9 protein-coding genes and 3 tRNA genes are annotated in these 15481 nt (G+C 70.6%); 7 read left to right on the forward strand and 5 right to left on the reverse strand.

The features are described 5' to 3' along the window. The first annotated feature begins 152 nt into the window (after positions 1-152). Positions 153-761: a hypothetical protein gene (locus ABZU32_RS22950; protein WP_354924895.1), complete on the forward strand. Its 609-nt coding sequence runs from the start codon at positions 153-155 to the stop codon at positions 759-761. 155 nt (positions 762-916) lie between these two features. Here the strand turns inward: ABZU32_RS22950 and ABZU32_RS22955 are convergent, their stop codons facing one another. Next, complete coding sequence (locus ABZU32_RS22955) at positions 917-2617, reverse strand: heparinase II/III family protein (RefSeq protein WP_354924897.1); 1701 nt, start codon at positions 2615-2617, stop codon at positions 917-919. Between the two features lie 316 nt (positions 2618-2933). After that, complete coding sequence (locus ABZU32_RS22960) at positions 2934-3323, reverse strand: antibiotic biosynthesis monooxygenase (RefSeq protein WP_354924899.1); 390 nt, start codon at positions 3321-3323, stop codon at positions 2934-2936. A gap of 355 nt (positions 3324-3678) precedes the next feature. Here ABZU32_RS22960 and ABZU32_RS22965 point away from each other — a divergent pair, with 355 nt between their 5' ends. The 3 genes from ABZU32_RS22965 to gltX all read left to right on the forward strand — a co-directional run bounded on the left by ABZU32_RS22965 (position 3679) and on the right by gltX (position 9762). Next, complete coding sequence (locus ABZU32_RS22965; protein ID WP_354924901.1) at positions 3679-7491, forward strand: HEAT repeat domain-containing protein; 3813 nt, start codon at positions 3679-3681, stop codon at positions 7489-7491. Positions 7492-7583: 92 nt separating this feature from the next. Beyond that, positions 7584-8360 carry a fumarylacetoacetate hydrolase family protein gene (locus tag ABZU32_RS22970; RefSeq protein ID WP_354847428.1) on the forward strand — a complete coding sequence of 259 codons (777 nt, stop codon included), beginning with the start codon at positions 7584-7586 and terminating at the stop codon, positions 8358-8360. A gap of 1 nt (position 8361) precedes the next feature. Next, entirely contained in the window at positions 8362-9762 is a 1401-nt protein-coding gene (gltX, locus tag ABZU32_RS22975) for a glutamate--tRNA ligase (RefSeq protein ID WP_354924953.1), read from the forward strand. A 103-nt stretch (positions 9763-9865) separates the two neighbouring features. Here the strand turns inward: gltX and ABZU32_RS22980 are convergent, their stop codons facing one another. Continuing rightward, complete coding sequence (locus ABZU32_RS22980; protein ID WP_354847431.1) at positions 9866-11860, reverse strand: M3 family metallopeptidase; 1995 nt, start codon at positions 11858-11860, stop codon at positions 9866-9868. A gap of 218 nt (positions 11861-12078) precedes the next feature. Between ABZU32_RS22980 and ABZU32_RS22985 the strand changes: the two genes are divergently transcribed. The 3 genes from ABZU32_RS22985 (at position 12079) to ABZU32_RS22995 (ending at position 12757) form a co-directional block, all read left to right on the forward strand. Further along, positions 12079-12150, forward strand: a tRNA-Gln gene (locus tag ABZU32_RS22985). A gap of 426 nt (positions 12151-12576) precedes the next feature. After that, positions 12577-12649 (forward strand) — tRNA-Glu (locus tag ABZU32_RS22990). A gap of 35 nt (positions 12650-12684) precedes the next feature. After that, a tRNA-Glu gene (locus tag ABZU32_RS22995) sits at positions 12685-12757 on the forward strand. Positions 12758-12919: 162 nt separating this feature from the next. Here the strand turns inward: ABZU32_RS22995 and ABZU32_RS23000 are convergent. Both ABZU32_RS23000 and ABZU32_RS23005 read right to left on the reverse strand, forming a co-directional pair. Then, positions 12920-14665, reverse strand: coding sequence for a hypothetical protein (locus ABZU32_RS23000; protein WP_354924903.1), 1746 nt, complete (start codon positions 14663-14665; stop codon positions 12920-12922). A gap of 94 nt (positions 14666-14759) precedes the next feature. Further along, on the reverse strand, positions 14760-15476 hold the full coding sequence (locus tag ABZU32_RS23005) for an IclR family transcriptional regulator (RefSeq protein ID WP_354847437.1): 717 nt from the start codon (positions 15474-15476) through the stop codon (positions 14760-14762). Positions 15477-15481 lie beyond the last annotated feature (5 nt).

Raw genomic sequence — 15481 nt, forward strand, 5'->3', positions numbered from 1 at the left:
GTCACCGCCAGGGCACGGTGAGCGTCTTGGCCCGACCTTCAAGAGATGGACATGATCGGCGGAAGGGGACGGGGTGTGTAAAGGTTCCGCGCTATGAGATGGGGTGGTTACGCATCTGCCCGTCTCTTGGGAGGTGGAGGTAGAGTCGGGCGGTGACAGTGGCGACTCTTTCCCCGGCTGCCGGGCGCATTGTCCATTCTCCTCCCAGGCTCCTGGTCCATTCTGGACATGGCGCGCCCCCTGGGCGTCCGCCGGCGCCTCCGGCGACAGCCGATGGAAGCGGCAATGCACCGCTTTTCTTCATCTCGTACTTCGATCTCGACACGCGCAGTGTGTGCGTCCAGTGGCTCGTCGATTTCGTCGGCGATTTCACATTCTTCACCGAGACCATTCGTGAAGCCGTCCCCGAGCGGCCCGAATGGCAGCCGCTGTTCCGCATGCCCGGCTCCGCGATCTGGCCGAATCCACATCTGTTCGCGCGCTTACCTGAGCAGGCGCCATCCCTGGGCGTGCCCGGCGTGCTCACGGCTCCGCAGGCACGTTTCCCCGTCGCTTCACGAGCATCGCGGCGCAGGGTGATGACCGGCGCCGCGTTCGCGATGGCATTGGCCGCATGTGCGGATGCGAGTCTGAACTTCGGCGAGGCGGCTCAGTTCATCAACCAGGCCACCGGCATCGACCCGTGGATGATCGCGGTCGCCGTCTCCGTCCTGACGGGAATCGCCTTCGACAAGCTGTATCCGCCGGACAAGCCCGGATAGGTCGCGTTCGTGGGTCGAAGGTGCGACAGCGGGCGTTCCTGAAGGTCTTCTCCACAGTGGTGGGAAGGGCGGGCGGGCGTCGGCCGGCCACGATGCGACCCGCGAGCGGGGAGACAGCGGGTTCCGGGAGGGCCCGCGAGGCCCTCCCGGTCGCTTCAGGAGAGGGTGCCGGCGGAGGCGCGGAAGGAGGTCCGGCCGTCGGAGGTCTCGACGGTGACGCGGGTGCCCGAGCAGGTGACCTTGGGCTCGGCGGTGCCCGGGACGACGATGGTGAGCAGGTCGCCGGCCGCGGGGGAGACGACCACCGAGGCGGGCACCTTGGCCATGTAGGACGGTGAGATCCAGCCCTGGTAGGGGTTGGTCTGGGCCCGCACGACCGACTGTCCGCCGATCGGCGCGCAGGACGGCATGGCGAGCTGCACGAGCGTGGCCTTCCATCCCGACTTGTCCTTCATGACGACCCGCCCGCCGCTGGTGGACACCGGGGTCAGCGCCGGGTCCAGGTGCCAGTAGCTGCGGGCCTTCGCGCCGGAGGCCACCGTGTCCAGCACGGCCATCAGGTCGTCGCCGTGGTTGACCAGCACCGAGCGGTTCCTGCTCACGCCGTAGGCCTTGTCGGTGAGCTTGTACGACTGCCGGTCGTCCTTGATCGACGAGCGGGTCAGGGACGTCGCCGTGCGCCCGCGGAAGGGCTTGCCGACCACGACGGGCACGTTGTGCGCCTCGGGCGACATGGTCCAGTAGCGGTACGCCGTCCGCTCGTAGGAGTGGAACCCGGCCTCCACCAGCACGTCGTGCCCCTGCGCGTAGTAGGTCACGCCCAGGTGGTCCTCGTGCCCGTGGAACTTCAGGCCGGGGCCGAACCTGATCGAGTAGTACGCCGATTCGGGCTTGTCCCACGCCGTCCGCCCGAAGACGTAGCCGGTCCGGAACACCTGCACGGTCTTGTTCGCGTGCTTGTACCCCGCCGGCTTGACGTCCGCGCCGCCGTCGCCGATCGGGACCATGAACCCGCTGGGCTCGGTGGCGTGGGTGATGTACCCCTCCAGCGACTCCCAGCGCTTCTCGATCTCGGAGGGCACCTTCCTGCCGCAGTCGGTGATGGCCTCCATGCCGACCTTCAGCCGCTCGTGCACGTAGATGCCGTATCGCGGGGCCTGCTCCTGCAGCGCGCCCTGGGAGTCGATGTCGAGCTTCACCGAGCCGGTCATGCGGCGGACGGCCAGGTCGGTCCACTCCTTGTGCCCGGTGCGGCAGCCGATGCGCAGCAGGGCGATGTCCTGGTCCATCCCATGGTTGTGGCCCTTCTCGTACAGGGCCGGGTCGGAGAGCATCCTGGCGTGGTCGACCAGGCTGCCGGTCAGCCAGGACGCCTTGACGTGGCGGCTCAGGCAGACCAGCACGGGCGCGCGCAACGCGATCGGGTGCTCGTCCCAGGCGTAGGCGCTGGCGCGCGAGCTGCCCCGGGGGTTGCTCTCCACCCAGCTCTTGACCAGCGCGGTCGCGCGGTCGAGCAGCTTCTCGTCCCCGGAGGTCTCGTAGTCGGCGACCAGCCGGCCGACCCAGCGCAGGGAGGAGAACACCATGTCCCAGGAGCGGTTCTTGTACGGGCTCCAGCGCCAGTTGATCGTGGTGCCGATCTTGACGGGCGGCAGGTCGAGGAACTGCACCTCGCCGGACATGACCTGCGCGGAGGTCGGCGTGGCGGGCAGCCAGTCGCCCTGGCATTCGGCGCTCTGCTTCACCGCCGCGGCCCCGGCGGAGCGGTCGGCGCCCGCGGGCGCGGCCTGGAAGGTCCAGCCCCAGGTCAGCAGAAGGGTGGTGAGGAAAGCGAGGGCTCGTGTCCGGCGGCGCACGCCAGTTCCTTCCGTGACCGAAGATGGGGGCGGATCATGCTGTCCGAATCATGACGAACAGGTCAAGTCGCTCGCGCCTCTTCCGCCGCATCGTTAACAACCAGATGCGTCGGACACAGGCTTCTCCCAGGTGCGGCCCGCTTTCTGACCGCCCCACCGGCCCTGTCGGATCAGGACTCCCCGCCGCGTCGCCTCGCCGGACGCCCCCCGGGGACGGATCACCGCTCCGGGCTCGCCGGGCGTGGCGGGCCGGTCACCGCTCCGCCCGTGCCGGGTGCCACGGGCGGGTCACCGTTCCGTGCGCGCCGCGCGCCGGTCAGGCCTTCTTGTGGCCGGTGCTCTGGACGACCTCGAAGGTCCACAGTTCCGAGCCGGTCGCGGCAGGCCCCTGGCCATGGCCGTGCCCCTGACCGTGCCCATGGCCCTGGCCCTGCCCGGCCGCCTGGCCCTGGGCGGCCGCGTCGGCCGCGGCGCGCGCGTGGCCCCGCTGGAAGGACTCACTCTGCTGCCAGCGCTGGAAGTCCTCCTCGCTGCGCCACCGCGTGTACACCAGGTAGCGGTCGGTGCCCTCCAGCGGACGCAGCAGCTCGAACCACTCGAAGCCGTCCGAGGACTCCACCATCCCCGCCCGTCCCGCGAACCGGCGTTCGAGCTCCTCCCGCATCTCGTCGGGCACGATCAGAGCGTTGATCTTCACAACCGACATGTCCACTCCTGCCACGTGACGTCGTAGCCAGGCCCGCGGCCGCACGCGCGCGGAACGCGGTGACGGACTCTGACCCGGCACAGCCACCCTACGATCCGCCCCGTCGCCCACGCCGACGCAGTGCCATCTCCGGCGCCGGCTGATGTTCGGTTTCTGCGATATAGGTGGGCCTTCTCCTGGATACTCGTGCTGCGTCGGAGATCGGGGGAATTCCGGCCTTTGATCAGGGCGGCGGGCGGCGGTGCCGACGCGGGAGGGGCTGTACGGGATCGGTCGGAGGCGAGGCCTCCACATGGGCCAATTCCGGCGTGCCGTTTTTCGGGAATTCCATGGGATCAGGTTGGGGCGATCGGTGATGAAGAAGGCGTACGTCTCCTCGACCTACCGGGATCTGCGGGACGAGCGCGCGGTCGTACGGCAGGCGCTGCACGAGATGCGCGTCGCGGACCTCGCCATGGAGGCGTACGTCGCCGACACCCATCCCGCCGCCGAGAAGTGCCTGGCGGACGTACGGGACTGCGACCTCTACATCGGCATCTTCGCCTGGCGGTACGGCCACGTGCCGCCAGCCCACGATCGGGCGATCACCGAACTGGAGTACCGGGCGGCGGTCGAGGCCGGCATACCCGTGCTGATCTTCCTGCTGCACGAGGACGCGCCCTGGCCCCGATCGAAGATGGACACGGACGTCACCCGCATCGAGGCCTTACGCGCCGAACTCGCCGACCGGCACATCATCAGCTTCTTCACCTCCGCGGAGGAGCTGGGCCGCAGGGTCGCGGCGGCCGTCCACCTCACGCTCGGCGATCAGCGACCCGCTCTGCCGTCCGCCCCGCACCTGGACTCCGGCGCCGTCCGGACCTACTACCAGCGGCTCATCCGGCAGTACAGCAGGCTGGACCTGGAAACGCTGACCCCGCCGCGGTACGCCGACGAGATGCGCTTCGCCCTCGGCTCGGTGTTCGTGGAACAGGACGTCCGGGAGGACGTGCCGCCGCTGGACCTGCCCAAGAAGCTGTGGCAGTGGATCCGCGCCGAAGGGAACCTCGATGCGCGTGATCTTCCAGACCATGTCGACCGCGAGGAGGTCCGTCGCCTCGCCACCGCCTACCGGGAGCGCCCTCGGCGCAAGGTGCTGGAGTTCCTCACCGGCGGCGAGGTCCGCAACACCGTGCTGCTCGGCGACCCGGGCGCCGGCAAGTCGACCCTGGCCCGTTACCTGATGCTCGCGCTCGCCGGGACCGGTGCCGAACCGCCGGCCTTCAAGGGGCACCTGCCGCTGCTGGTCGAGCTGAAGTCCTACGCGGGGTCGGGCCGCGCGACGTTCCTCGACTACCTGGACCACCTGTGCCACACCGAGTCGCTCGGCCTGACCAGCGACGACCTGCACGTCTACCTTGGCGCCGGCGGGCCCGCACTGGTCGTCTTCGACGGCCTGGACGAGATCTTCGACCCCGGGGAGCGGGCCACCGTGACCCGCCGCATCGCCGGGTTCGCCGAGCGATATCCGTCGGCCCGCGTCCTGGTCACCTCGCGGATCATCGGCTACGCCAAGGCCACCCTGGCGGACGCCGGGTTCGCCCACGCCACCCTGCAGGACTTCGACCCGGAGCAGATCAGGTCCTTCCTCACCTCCTGGTACCACCTCGCGCTGCACGACCGCCCCGCCGACGCGGTCAGCCGTACCGAGCGCATCGCGGACGCGGTGGAGAACATCCGGTCGGTGCGCGAGATGGCGGGCAACCCGCTGCTGCTGACCATCCTGGCGATCATCGGACGGCACCAGGAGCTGCCGCGCGAGCGCTGGAAGGTGTACGAGTACGCCGCGACGGTGCTCGTGCAGCGCTGGGACGTCGAGCGCTATCTGCGCGACGAGAGCCCGCACGTCGACCACATCGGCGAGGAGGAGAAGGGCGAGCTGCTGCGCCGGGTCGCTCTGCGCATGCAGCTCGGCGGCCGGGGCGGGACCGGTGGCAACTACCTGACCGCCGAGGAACTGCGGGAGGAGTTCGAGGACTACCTCACGACCCGGTTCCGGCACCCGCCGGCCGAGGCCACGCGCATCGCCCGGGTGATGATCCGGCAGTTCCGCGAGCGCAACTTCGTCCTCAGCCGGTACGGCACCGAGTTGTACGGCTTCGTACACCGGGCCCTGCTGGAGTACTTCTGCGCCGAGGCCTACCGCTGGCAGCTCGAACGCGACGGCACGCTGAGCCTGGACGAGCTCAAGACCGAGGTGTTCGGCACGCACTGGAACGACCCGGCCTGGCGCGAGGTGCTGCGCCTGATCGCCGGCATGGTCACCGACGCCCGCACCGCTGAGATCGTCACCTACCTGGCCGACCAGGTCAACTGGCCCTGGCCTTGGGCCGGCTCCGGCGGCGATCTGCCGTGGAACGTCATCCTCGCCGCCCAGTGCCTGGCGGAGAAACGCCCCTCGGCCGAACTGGAGGAGGCGGGCGGCCGGGTGATCGTGCGTATCGTGCAGACACTGGAATACGGCGGCGACACGCGGGACCTGTTCGAGGTGGTGCTCGGCCTGCAGATCCTGGCCACCGTCCAGACTCTCGGCCGGGAATGGCCGGGACGCGAGACCTACCTGGCATGGTTCCTCCGGCGCGGGGCGCACCAGCCCTGGAGACCGGCTGTCGAGGTGGCGGCGGGAGTCGCCGTCGCGCTGTTCCCTGACGACCGTCGGCTGCTGAACGCCTTGCTGACGATGGTGCAGGCGCGCTACTCCCGCACAGGATCTGCCTTCGACACAGACGGTGCGCTGCCGGTCGCGTGGCCTTTGCTGATGTCCCCGGCACAGGAAGCCCTCCAGCGGTTCTTCGGCCACCCGGACCACCGCGCCACTCTGCTGCGCCATGCCGTGGAACCTGGAGGAAAGGTACGCGCCGCAGCGGTGGCGGGTCTGGCGGGCGCCCTGGACGACCCCGCTGTGCTGCCCCTGCTGCTGGAGTGCACGGCCGACGAGGACTGGCGGGTCCGTGCCGCCGCGGTGACGGCGCTGTCGGGCATGCTGGACGACCCGGCGGTCCGCCGGGCGGTGCTGGACCGGGTCGCCGACGCGGCCACGGAGGTCCAGACCGCTGTGGCGCGCGCACTCGGCGGCATCGCCGCCGACCCCGACGTGCTCCCGTCGATCCTGCGCTGGACCAGAGACGAGTACGGCGTGATCCGGTACACGGATCATGATCAGCCGGCCATCGTCGCCCGGGGGCATCTCCGGGACGTCGCCGGTGATCCCGGTGGGCTGGCCCTCCTGCTGCGGTACGCGGCCGGTGGCGATCATGAGCTTCGTGCGGCCGCCCTCGCCGCACTCGGCCATGCGCCGCCGGACGACCCCGATGTACGTGAGGCGTTGATGCGAGCGGTGGCCGACCCGGACCCGGAGATCCGCGCCATCGCCGTGCGCGCGGGCGCCGGCGCGGTCGTCGATCCGGGCGTGCGCGCGGCCGTGCTGCGGTGCACCGCCGACGAGGACGACGAGATCCGTACTGCGGCGGCGGAGGCCCTGGCGGGCGCCGTCCATGATCCCGCTGTCCGGACGGCACTCATCGGACTCTGCGCCGACTCCGAAGGCAAGGTCCAGCGGGCCGCCGTGACCGCTCTGGGCAAAGCGGCCGGCGACCCCCAGGTGCGAGACGTGATCCTGGCGATGGCCGTCGACGAACGACGCGAGAGCAGGGCCGCGGCGATCACGGTCCTGCCGGATTTGGCCGACGAACCCGAGGCGCGGCGGCTACTGATCACCGCCGCCACCGACGGGTCCATCGACATGCAGATCAATGCCCTTCTGGTGCTGGACCGGCTGAACGGGGACGTCGCGGTACGTGCGGCGCTGATGGAGTGCGCTCGGATCGAGGAAGACATGTTGATCCGGCGGCTTGCCGTGCACGCGCTGGGTCAACGGCCGGACGCCTCCGCGTCGCGTACGGCACTGATGGAGTCGATGATCAGTGATCATGGCGAACCTGTCCAGGCGACGCTGAGGACCTTTGTTTCGCTCCGGGCGACCCATGAGGAACTGGCGGAGGCGCTGGCGCGTGCCACCCCGTCCGCCGAGCTGAACGAGGCCATCACCAGGCACCTGGCCTGCTGCTCGGCGGACTTCTCGATCGAGGATCTGCCCGATCTGCCGGCGGAAACGGCGGCCGAGGAGTGACCTGGGCCACTCGCGCCGGTGCCCGGGGAGGGCTCGGCGGGGTGCTGGTGGCGATGGCAGCGGAGGCCGGTGGGCGGCACTAGCCTTGGAGGGTGCGTATCGCAAGGTTCTCCACAGGTGAGGGTGTCGCGTTCGGCGTGGTCGAGGGCGCTCAAGGTGAGGAGTTCATCTCCAGGATCGACGGGCATCCGTTCGGCGCGATCCAGTTCACCGGCGAGCGCTATCCGCTGCAGGAAGTGCGGCTCGTGACGCCGATGCTGCCGAGCAAGATCATCGCAGTCGGCAAGAACTACGCCGAGCACGCCCGCGAGATGGGCGGCGAGCCGCCGGCTGAGCCGCTGATCTTCAGCAAGCCGTCCACGTCGGTGATCGGCCCGAGCGAGGCGATCGCCTACCCGCACAAGCTGTCCGAGCGGGTCGACTACGAAGGCGAGCTGGCCGTCGTGATCGGGCGCCTGTGCCGCGAGGTGCCGGTCGAGCGCGCCCACGAGGTCATCTTCGGCTACACCTGCGCCAACGACGTCACCGCCCGCGACCTGCAGCGCAAGGACGGGCAGTGGACGCGGGCCAAGGGCTTCGACACCTTCTGCCCGCTCGGGCCGTGGATCCAGACCGAGCTCGACCCCGCCGACCTGGCCCTCACCACCACGGTGAACGGCGAGCTCAAGCAGAGCGGGCGCACCTCCCAGCTCATCCATGACATCCCCAAGCTCATCGCCTACATCACCGACGTCATGACGCTCATCCCGGGCGACGTGATCCTCACCGGCACGCCCGAGGGGGTCGGCCCGCTGGAGGACGGCGACGAGGTCAGCGTGGGCATCGAAGGCATCGGCACTCTCACCAACCGGGTGGTCTCCCGTGACTGATCTGCAGGAGGGCTCGGCGGAGCCCACGCTCAGGGTGCGGTTCGCGCCCTCGCCGACCGGCATGTTCCACGTGGGCGGCGCACGGTCCGCGCTGTTCAACTGGGCGCTGGCCGAGCAGTCGGGCGGCCGCTTCGTGCTGCGCGTCGAGGACACCGACGCCGCCCGCAACCGGCCCGAGTGGACCGAGGGCATCATCTCGGCCCTCGCCTGGATCGGCATCCACGGCGACTCCCCGCACTTCGAGGGCCCCTACTTCCAGTCGGCGTACGAGGAGCAGCACCGCGCCGCCGCCGCCAAGCTGGTCGCGGACGGCAACGCCTACCACTGCACCTGCACCCGCGAGGACGTCAAGGCCCGCACCGGCTCCGAGCACCAGGGGTACGACGGGTTCTGCCGCGACCGCGGGCTCGCCGAGGGGGCGGTGCGCTACCGCACCCCCGACGAGGGCATCACCGTGGTGGACGACCTGGTCCGTGGGCGGGTGGAGTTCCCGAACAAGGCCATGGAGGACTTCGTCATCGCCCGCGGCGACGGCTCTCCGCTGTTCGTGCTGGCCAACGTGATCGACGACATCGAGATGCGCATCACCCACGTCGTCCGCGCCGAGGAGCACCTGTCCAACACGCCCAAGCAGCAGTTGCTGTGGCGGGCCCTCGGCGTCGAGCCTCCCGTGTGGGCGCACGTCCCGGTGATCGTCAACGAGAAGCGGCAGAAGCTGTCCAAGCGCCGCGACAAGGTGGCGCTGGAGTCCTACCGCGACGAGGGCTACCTGCCCGAGGCGATGGTCAACTACCTCATGCTGCTCGGCTGGGGGCCGGGCGGCGACCGCGAGATCATGCCGTGGTCTGAGATGGTGCCGCTGTTCAGCCTCTCCGACGTCAACCCCTCCCCGGCGTTCTTCGACGAGAAGAAGCTGCGGGCGTTCAACGGCGAGTACATCCGGGCGCTGCCGCTCGCGACCTTCATCGCGCGCTGCGAGCCCTGGCTCGACCCCTCGTGGGGGCGCGAGACGTTCGCCAAGGTCGCGCCGCTGGCGCAGACCCGCATCGCCGTGCTGTCGGAGATCACGGCCAACGTCGACTTCCTGTTCCTGGACGAGCCGGTCTTCGACCAGGCGAGCTGGGACAAGGCGATGAAGCCGGGCGCCGAGAACATCCTGGCGGGCTACCTCCAGCGGCTGGAGTCGGTGTCGTTCGACCCCGAGTCTCTGAAGACCGCCCTTGAGGAGGTCGGCGCCGAGCACGGCCTCAAGCTCGGCAAGGCCCAGGCCCCCGTGCGGGTCGCGATCACCGGCCGGACGGTCGGGCTCCCGCTGTTCGAGTCGATCGAGGTGCTGGGCCGCGAGCGCGCCCTGGACCGCCTGCGCGCGGCCCTGGCCAAGCTGCAGGACGCGGCGAGCTGAGGGTCTTAGGCGCGGCGACCTGAGAATGCCAGGCGCGGTGAGCTGAGACTTCCGGACGCGGTCCGGGCCTTCGGGCCCGGACGCGTCCGTGGCGCGGCGTGGGTCACAGGAGGCCGCGGCGCTCCAGGAGGGGCTCGATGCGCGGGTCGCGGCCGCGGAAGGCGCGGAAGGCGGTCATGGCGTCCACGCTGCCGCCCTTGGACAGCAGCTCGCGGCGGAAGGTGTCGCCGTTCTCGCGGGTCAGGCCGCCGTTCTCCCTGAACCACTCCACCGTGTCGGCGTCGAGGACCTCGCTCCAAATGTAGGAGTAGTAGCCCGCGCTGTACCCGCCCACCCAGATGTGGGCGAAATAGGTGCTGCGGTAACGCGGCGGCACGAGGGGCAGGTCGACGCCGGCGTTGCGCAGCGCCTGCCGCTCGAACTCCTGGGCGTCGCGGGGCTCCTCGGTGAAGGTGTGCCAGGCCCAGTCGAGCAGGGTGGCCGCGAGGTACTCCACCGTGGCGTAGCCCTGGTTGAACTTCTGGGCCTCCAGCATGCGGTCGGCGAGGTCCTGCGGCATGGGCTCGCCGGTCTCGTGGTGGCGGGCGTAGTTGGCCAGCACCTCGGGCCAGGTGGCCCACATCTCGTTGACCTGCGAGGGATACTCGACGAAGTCGCGCGGCACGGCCGTGCCGGAGAACCTCGGGAACCGCACGGCCGAGAACAGCCCGTGCAGGGCGTGCCCGAACTCGTGGAACATCGTGTTGACCTGCTCCCAGGTCATCAGGGTCGGCTCGCCGGCCGGGGGCTTGACGATGTTGAGGTTGTTGACCACCACCGGCCGGGTGCCCTCGAGCTCCGACTGCTTGACCAGGCTGTTCATCCACGCCCCGCCGCGCTTGGACGCCCGGGCGTAGAAGTCGCCGAGGAACAGCCCGAGCGGGGAGCCGTCCTCGTCGGTCACCTCGAAGACCCGCACGTCGGGGTGGTAGCCGACCAGATCGGAGCGCTCGGCGAACCGCAGGCCGTAGAGCTTGCCGGCCGCGTGGAAGACCCCGTCGCGCAGGACGCGGTCGAGCTCGAAGTACGGGCGCATCTGGCGGCTGTCGATCGAGTAGCGCGCTTCGCGCACCTTCTCGGCGTAGAACGACCAGTCCCACGCGGCGATGTCGAAGCCGGCCTCGGCGCGCAGTTCGTCGGCCTCGCGGTGGGCGTTGGCCACGGCCGCGGGGGTCAGCTTGGCGAGCATCTCAGTGACGGCGCGCGTGCCCGGCGCGGTCTGGTCGGCGACGACGTACTCGGCGTGGTTTTCGTAGCCGAGCAGCGCCGCCCGCTCGGCCCTGAGCTTCGCCATGCGGACCACGAGCTCGGAGTTCTCTGCGAGGCCCCGCTCGACGGAGGCGCGGTGGATGCGCTCGCGCAGGGCGCGGTCGGTCAGCTCCTCCAGCGCGGCCTGGCCGGTGGGCAGCACCAGGGTGAGGACGTACTTGCCATCGAGGCCCCGGGACTTCGCGGTCTCGGCGGCGGACTTGATGGCGTCCTCGGACAGGCCGTCCAGCTCGGCGGCGTCCTCGACCACGATGGCCGCGGCGTTCGTGGCGGCGAGGAGGTTCTGCTCGAAACGGGTGGAGAGGGTGGACAGCTCCTCGTTGAGAGACCTCAGCCGCTCCTGATCGGCCGGCTCGAGTTCGGCGCCCGCCCGGACGAAGTCGGTGACGTAGCGTTCGAGCAGGAAGCGCTCCTCGGCGTCCAGGCCGTCGACGGGGATGGCCTTGATGCGCGCGAACAGCCGCCGGTCGAGGTGGATGGCGTCGCTGTGCTTGGTGAGCTTGGGCGTGACGTCCTTCTGGATCTCCTGGACGGCGGGGTTGGTGTCGGAGGACGCCTGGTTGAAGAACACCGTCGAGACGCGCGACAGGAGCTCACCGGACCGCTCGAGCGCTGCCACGGTGTTGTCGAAGGTCGGCGCCTCCTCGCCGGCCGCGATGACCTCGACCTCGGCGAGCTGCTCGGCCATGCCGCGTTCGAAGGCGGGCGCGTAGTGCTCCTCGCGGATCTCCGCGAACGGAGGCAGGCGGTAGGGCAGGGCACTGGGGGCGAAGAAGGGGTTCTCGGTCAACGCGCGGGCTCCTCACGTGGCGACGGCTCTCCTTGCAGCGTTACACAGCCTGGCCGTGCTCGGCACATCAAGCGGCGATCCTGTGGACGACCGCCCGCTTCAGGGGCCGACCAGGGGGAATCTCGTGGTTGGGCAATCGTTTTGGTCTTGGCCCCCAAGCTGGGCTATTCTTTCGGAAGTCGCGAGCGGGCCCGGCGACGAGCAGGGGCCGTGAGCAATGGGGTATGGGGTAATTGGCAGCCCGGCTGATTCTGGTTCAGCTAGTCTAGGTTCGAGTCCTGGTACCCCAGCAGGTTTCCTGCTGAGCGCCTATGTCCGTGAAGGACATAGGCGCTTCGTTTTTTCCGGCGCCGCCTCCCCGCCCGCCGCTGCCGGCGCGCCCGCCACCGTTCGCCCGTTCGCTCGCTCACCGCTCACTCGCTCCCCGTTCGGCTGCCCTCCCGCTCCGTTCGGCCGCCGCCCGCCGCCCGCCGAGTGGCGCCCGCCGTCCGCCGGGTGGCGCGGGGCCGGTGGCGCGGGGCCTCCGCGCCGACCTGGTCGATCACACGGTCCCGTGGCGTGCAGCCTCACCTGGCCGGGCCTGGGCCGACCGGGCCGGGCCCGGGCCGGCGGCCGGTGGGCGGTAACGGTTTGGTCGTGCTCTGCGGGGTGCGGTAGAGTTACGGCCGTTGCCGGGGCGTCCGCAAGGGCGCCTCCGTCGATTAGGACAGCTGCAGGGTCCCGTCGTCTAGTGGCCTAGGACGCCGCCCTCTCAAGGCGGTAACGCCGGTTCGAATCCGGTCGGGACTACTCTGCAGTGACATGGCCGCAAGGCCTGTCGGCCTGGCTCCGTCGTCTAGTGGCCTAGGACGCCGCCCTCTCAAGGCGGTAGCGCCGGTTCGAATCCGGTCGGGGCTACACCGCAGCTCGGGAACCCTCGGAAGCTCGTCTTCCGGGGGTTTTTCGCATTTCCGCCCCTCTTCCGCAGCGCGGGTCCCCGCGGACGGTCGGTCCCCGCGGACGGTCGGTCCCCGCGGACGGTCGGTCCGCGGGGACGGGCGCAGGAGCGGAGCGGGCGGCCTACTCGGCGGCGTCGGGCGCGGCCTTGGAGCGAGCCTTGAACAAAGCGCGCTTGGCGGCCTTGGCGACCTGCTTGTCGGGGTGGGCCTCGCTGATGGCCTCCAGCAGCTCCTCGACGTGCGGGTGCGGCATCTTCCAGATCACTTCCAGCAGACTGCTCAGCACGGGCGCGGGGCCGATGTCGTGCAGGCTGCTGACGAACTCGGGCCGGCCGAGGCCCGCCGAGATCGTCCACATGTCCAGGATGAGCCAGTGGGTGTCGCCCTGGCTCGGCTCAGGCGCGTCGTCGATGCCGAGCTGGGCCAGGTGGGTGGCGGCGTAGGGCCGCAGCGACGGCTCGTTCAGCGCCTCCCGCCAGGCGGGGACGGCGACCGGTCCGAGCGAGCCGACCAGACTGGCCGCCTGGACGCGGATCAGCGCGTCGGCCTCGTCCTCCGCGGCGGCCTCCAGGAGCTCCTCAGCGGCCGTCGCGGGCTCGCGCAGGCGCATCCAGGCGGCGAACTCGGCGTCGGCCTCCTCCTCGGGCAGGTCGGCGCTGAGCGACAGCAGGTCGAGCGCGGTCATCGCGTCGATCGCGGGACGCGCGTCCACCTCGATGTCGTCGTCGTCCAGCAGGTGGACCACGCCCTCGGTGCCGAGGGCGGTGAGCCGCACGCGGTCGTCCTCGACGGTGACCATGCCGTAGCCGGACAGCCACTCGACGACGGAGGCGAGCGGGTCGCCGGCCTCTTCCCAGGCGGCACTGCCGAGGTCGTCGAACTCGGCGGCGGCCTCGGCGAGCTCTTCGCGCAGCTCGGCGAGCGGCCGTTCGCCCTCGGCGACCAGCAGCCTGACGAGCAGCGCGCGGGTCAGGCCGGAGAGCGCGAGCGTCAGATCGTCGTCGTCCAGCTCGGGGTCGCCGTAGTCGACCGAGTGGAGCCCGAGCATCCAGGCGTCCAGGACGTCCTCGTCGTTCTCGAACGGCCACGCGGCGGTGTCGGCGTCGACGCTGACGGTGTCCTCACCGTCGGGGGTGAGGAACTCGAGGTCGACGGCGAGGTTCCACAGGTTCCACAGGGCCGGGACGGCGTGGGCGAACGGCTTCTCGTCCGGCTCGGGCAGCCCGAGAACGGCCAGGGCCTGGCTGATCTCGTCGTCGCTCAGCAGGCTGTCCTCGCCGACCTTGCGCGACCTGCCGACCCAGACGGCCAGGTCGCGGGCCTTGTGGATCAGCGGGACCTCCCGCGCCGCGTCGGCGAGCTCGGCGTCGGGGCGCAGGCGGATGGTGGGCAGATCGGCCAGCTCGTCGGTGAAGGGCTCGAAGTCGCCGAGACCCTCGACCTCTTCCTCGTCGAGCTCGTCGTCCTCCTCCTCCCAGTCACGCTCGCCCAGGACCTCCTCCATGGCCTCGACGAAGTCATCCTCGACGGCGTCCAGCTCGTCGAGGAGATCGTCCAGGTCGTCGGAGCCCTCGGCCAGGCGGCCGGTCTCGGACAGGAAGGTCAGGTAGGAGCGCACGGCCGGGACCATGCCGTCGGCGGCCGCGTCGGGATCCTCGACGACCTGTGGGAGGCGTTCGACCAGCACCATGCGCAGGTCTTCGCGCTTCCACAGGTGGACGTCGTCGCGAGCGATCAGGCGGTGCCAGAGAGCGGCGGGTCCCACCAGGTCGGGATCACTGTCCGGTGCGTTGTCGGGTGCCCAGAGAATGAACTCTTGAAGGAGGGGACGCAGCTCCGTCGCGGCTGCCTCGATGCGATCTGTCACTCCGCCAGGCTAGTGCTTGGCGGCGGCCGTCTCTAATCAGTTCGCACGGGTCGGGGGCGGCACCGTCGGCCGGGCGCTCCCGGCCCGTCACCGATCAGTTGGCGCGGCGCATCGCCTCGGTGATGCGCTCGGCGGCGGCGACGACCGGAGCGGCGTGCATGCGGCCCGGCGTGCGGGTGAGGCGCTCGATCGGCCCCGAGACCGAGACGGCGGCGATGACCTTGCCGCCCGCGCCGCGGATGGGCGCCGAGACGCTGGCCACGCCCTGCTCGCGCTCGCCGACGCTGTGCGCCCAGCTGCGCCTGCGCACGCTGGCCAGCGTGGCGGCGGTGAACTTGGCCCCGCGCAGGCCGCGGTGCAGCCGGTCGGGCTCCTCCCAGGCCAGCAGCACCTGGGCGGCCGAGCCGGCGGTCATGGGCAGCGAGCTGCCGACCGGCACCGTGTCGCGCAGGCCGCTCGCCCGCTCGGCGGCGGCGACGCACACGCGCTCGTCGCCCTGCCGCCGGTAGAGCTGGGCGCTCTCGCCGGTCAGGTCGCGGAGCTGGGTGAGGACGGGGGAGGCGACGGCGAGCAGGCGGTCCTCGCCCGCCGCGGTGGACAGCTCGGACAGGCGGGGGCCGAGGATGAAGCGGCCCTGCGTGTCCCGGGAGACGATGCGGTGGTGTTCCAGCGCGACGGCCAGCCGGTGGGCGGTGGGACGGGCCAGGCCGGTGGCCTGGACGAGCTGTGCCAGGGACGCGGGGCCCGCTTCGAGGGCGTTGAGCACGAGGACGGCCTTGTCGAGTACGCCGACTCCGCTAGAGTTGTCCATACCCC

The sequence above is a fragment of the Sphaerisporangium sp. NPDC005288 genome, assembly GCF_040607475.1.
Classification (GTDB): domain Bacteria; phylum Actinomycetota; class Actinomycetes; order Streptosporangiales; family Streptosporangiaceae; genus Sphaerisporangium; species Sphaerisporangium rhizosphaerae.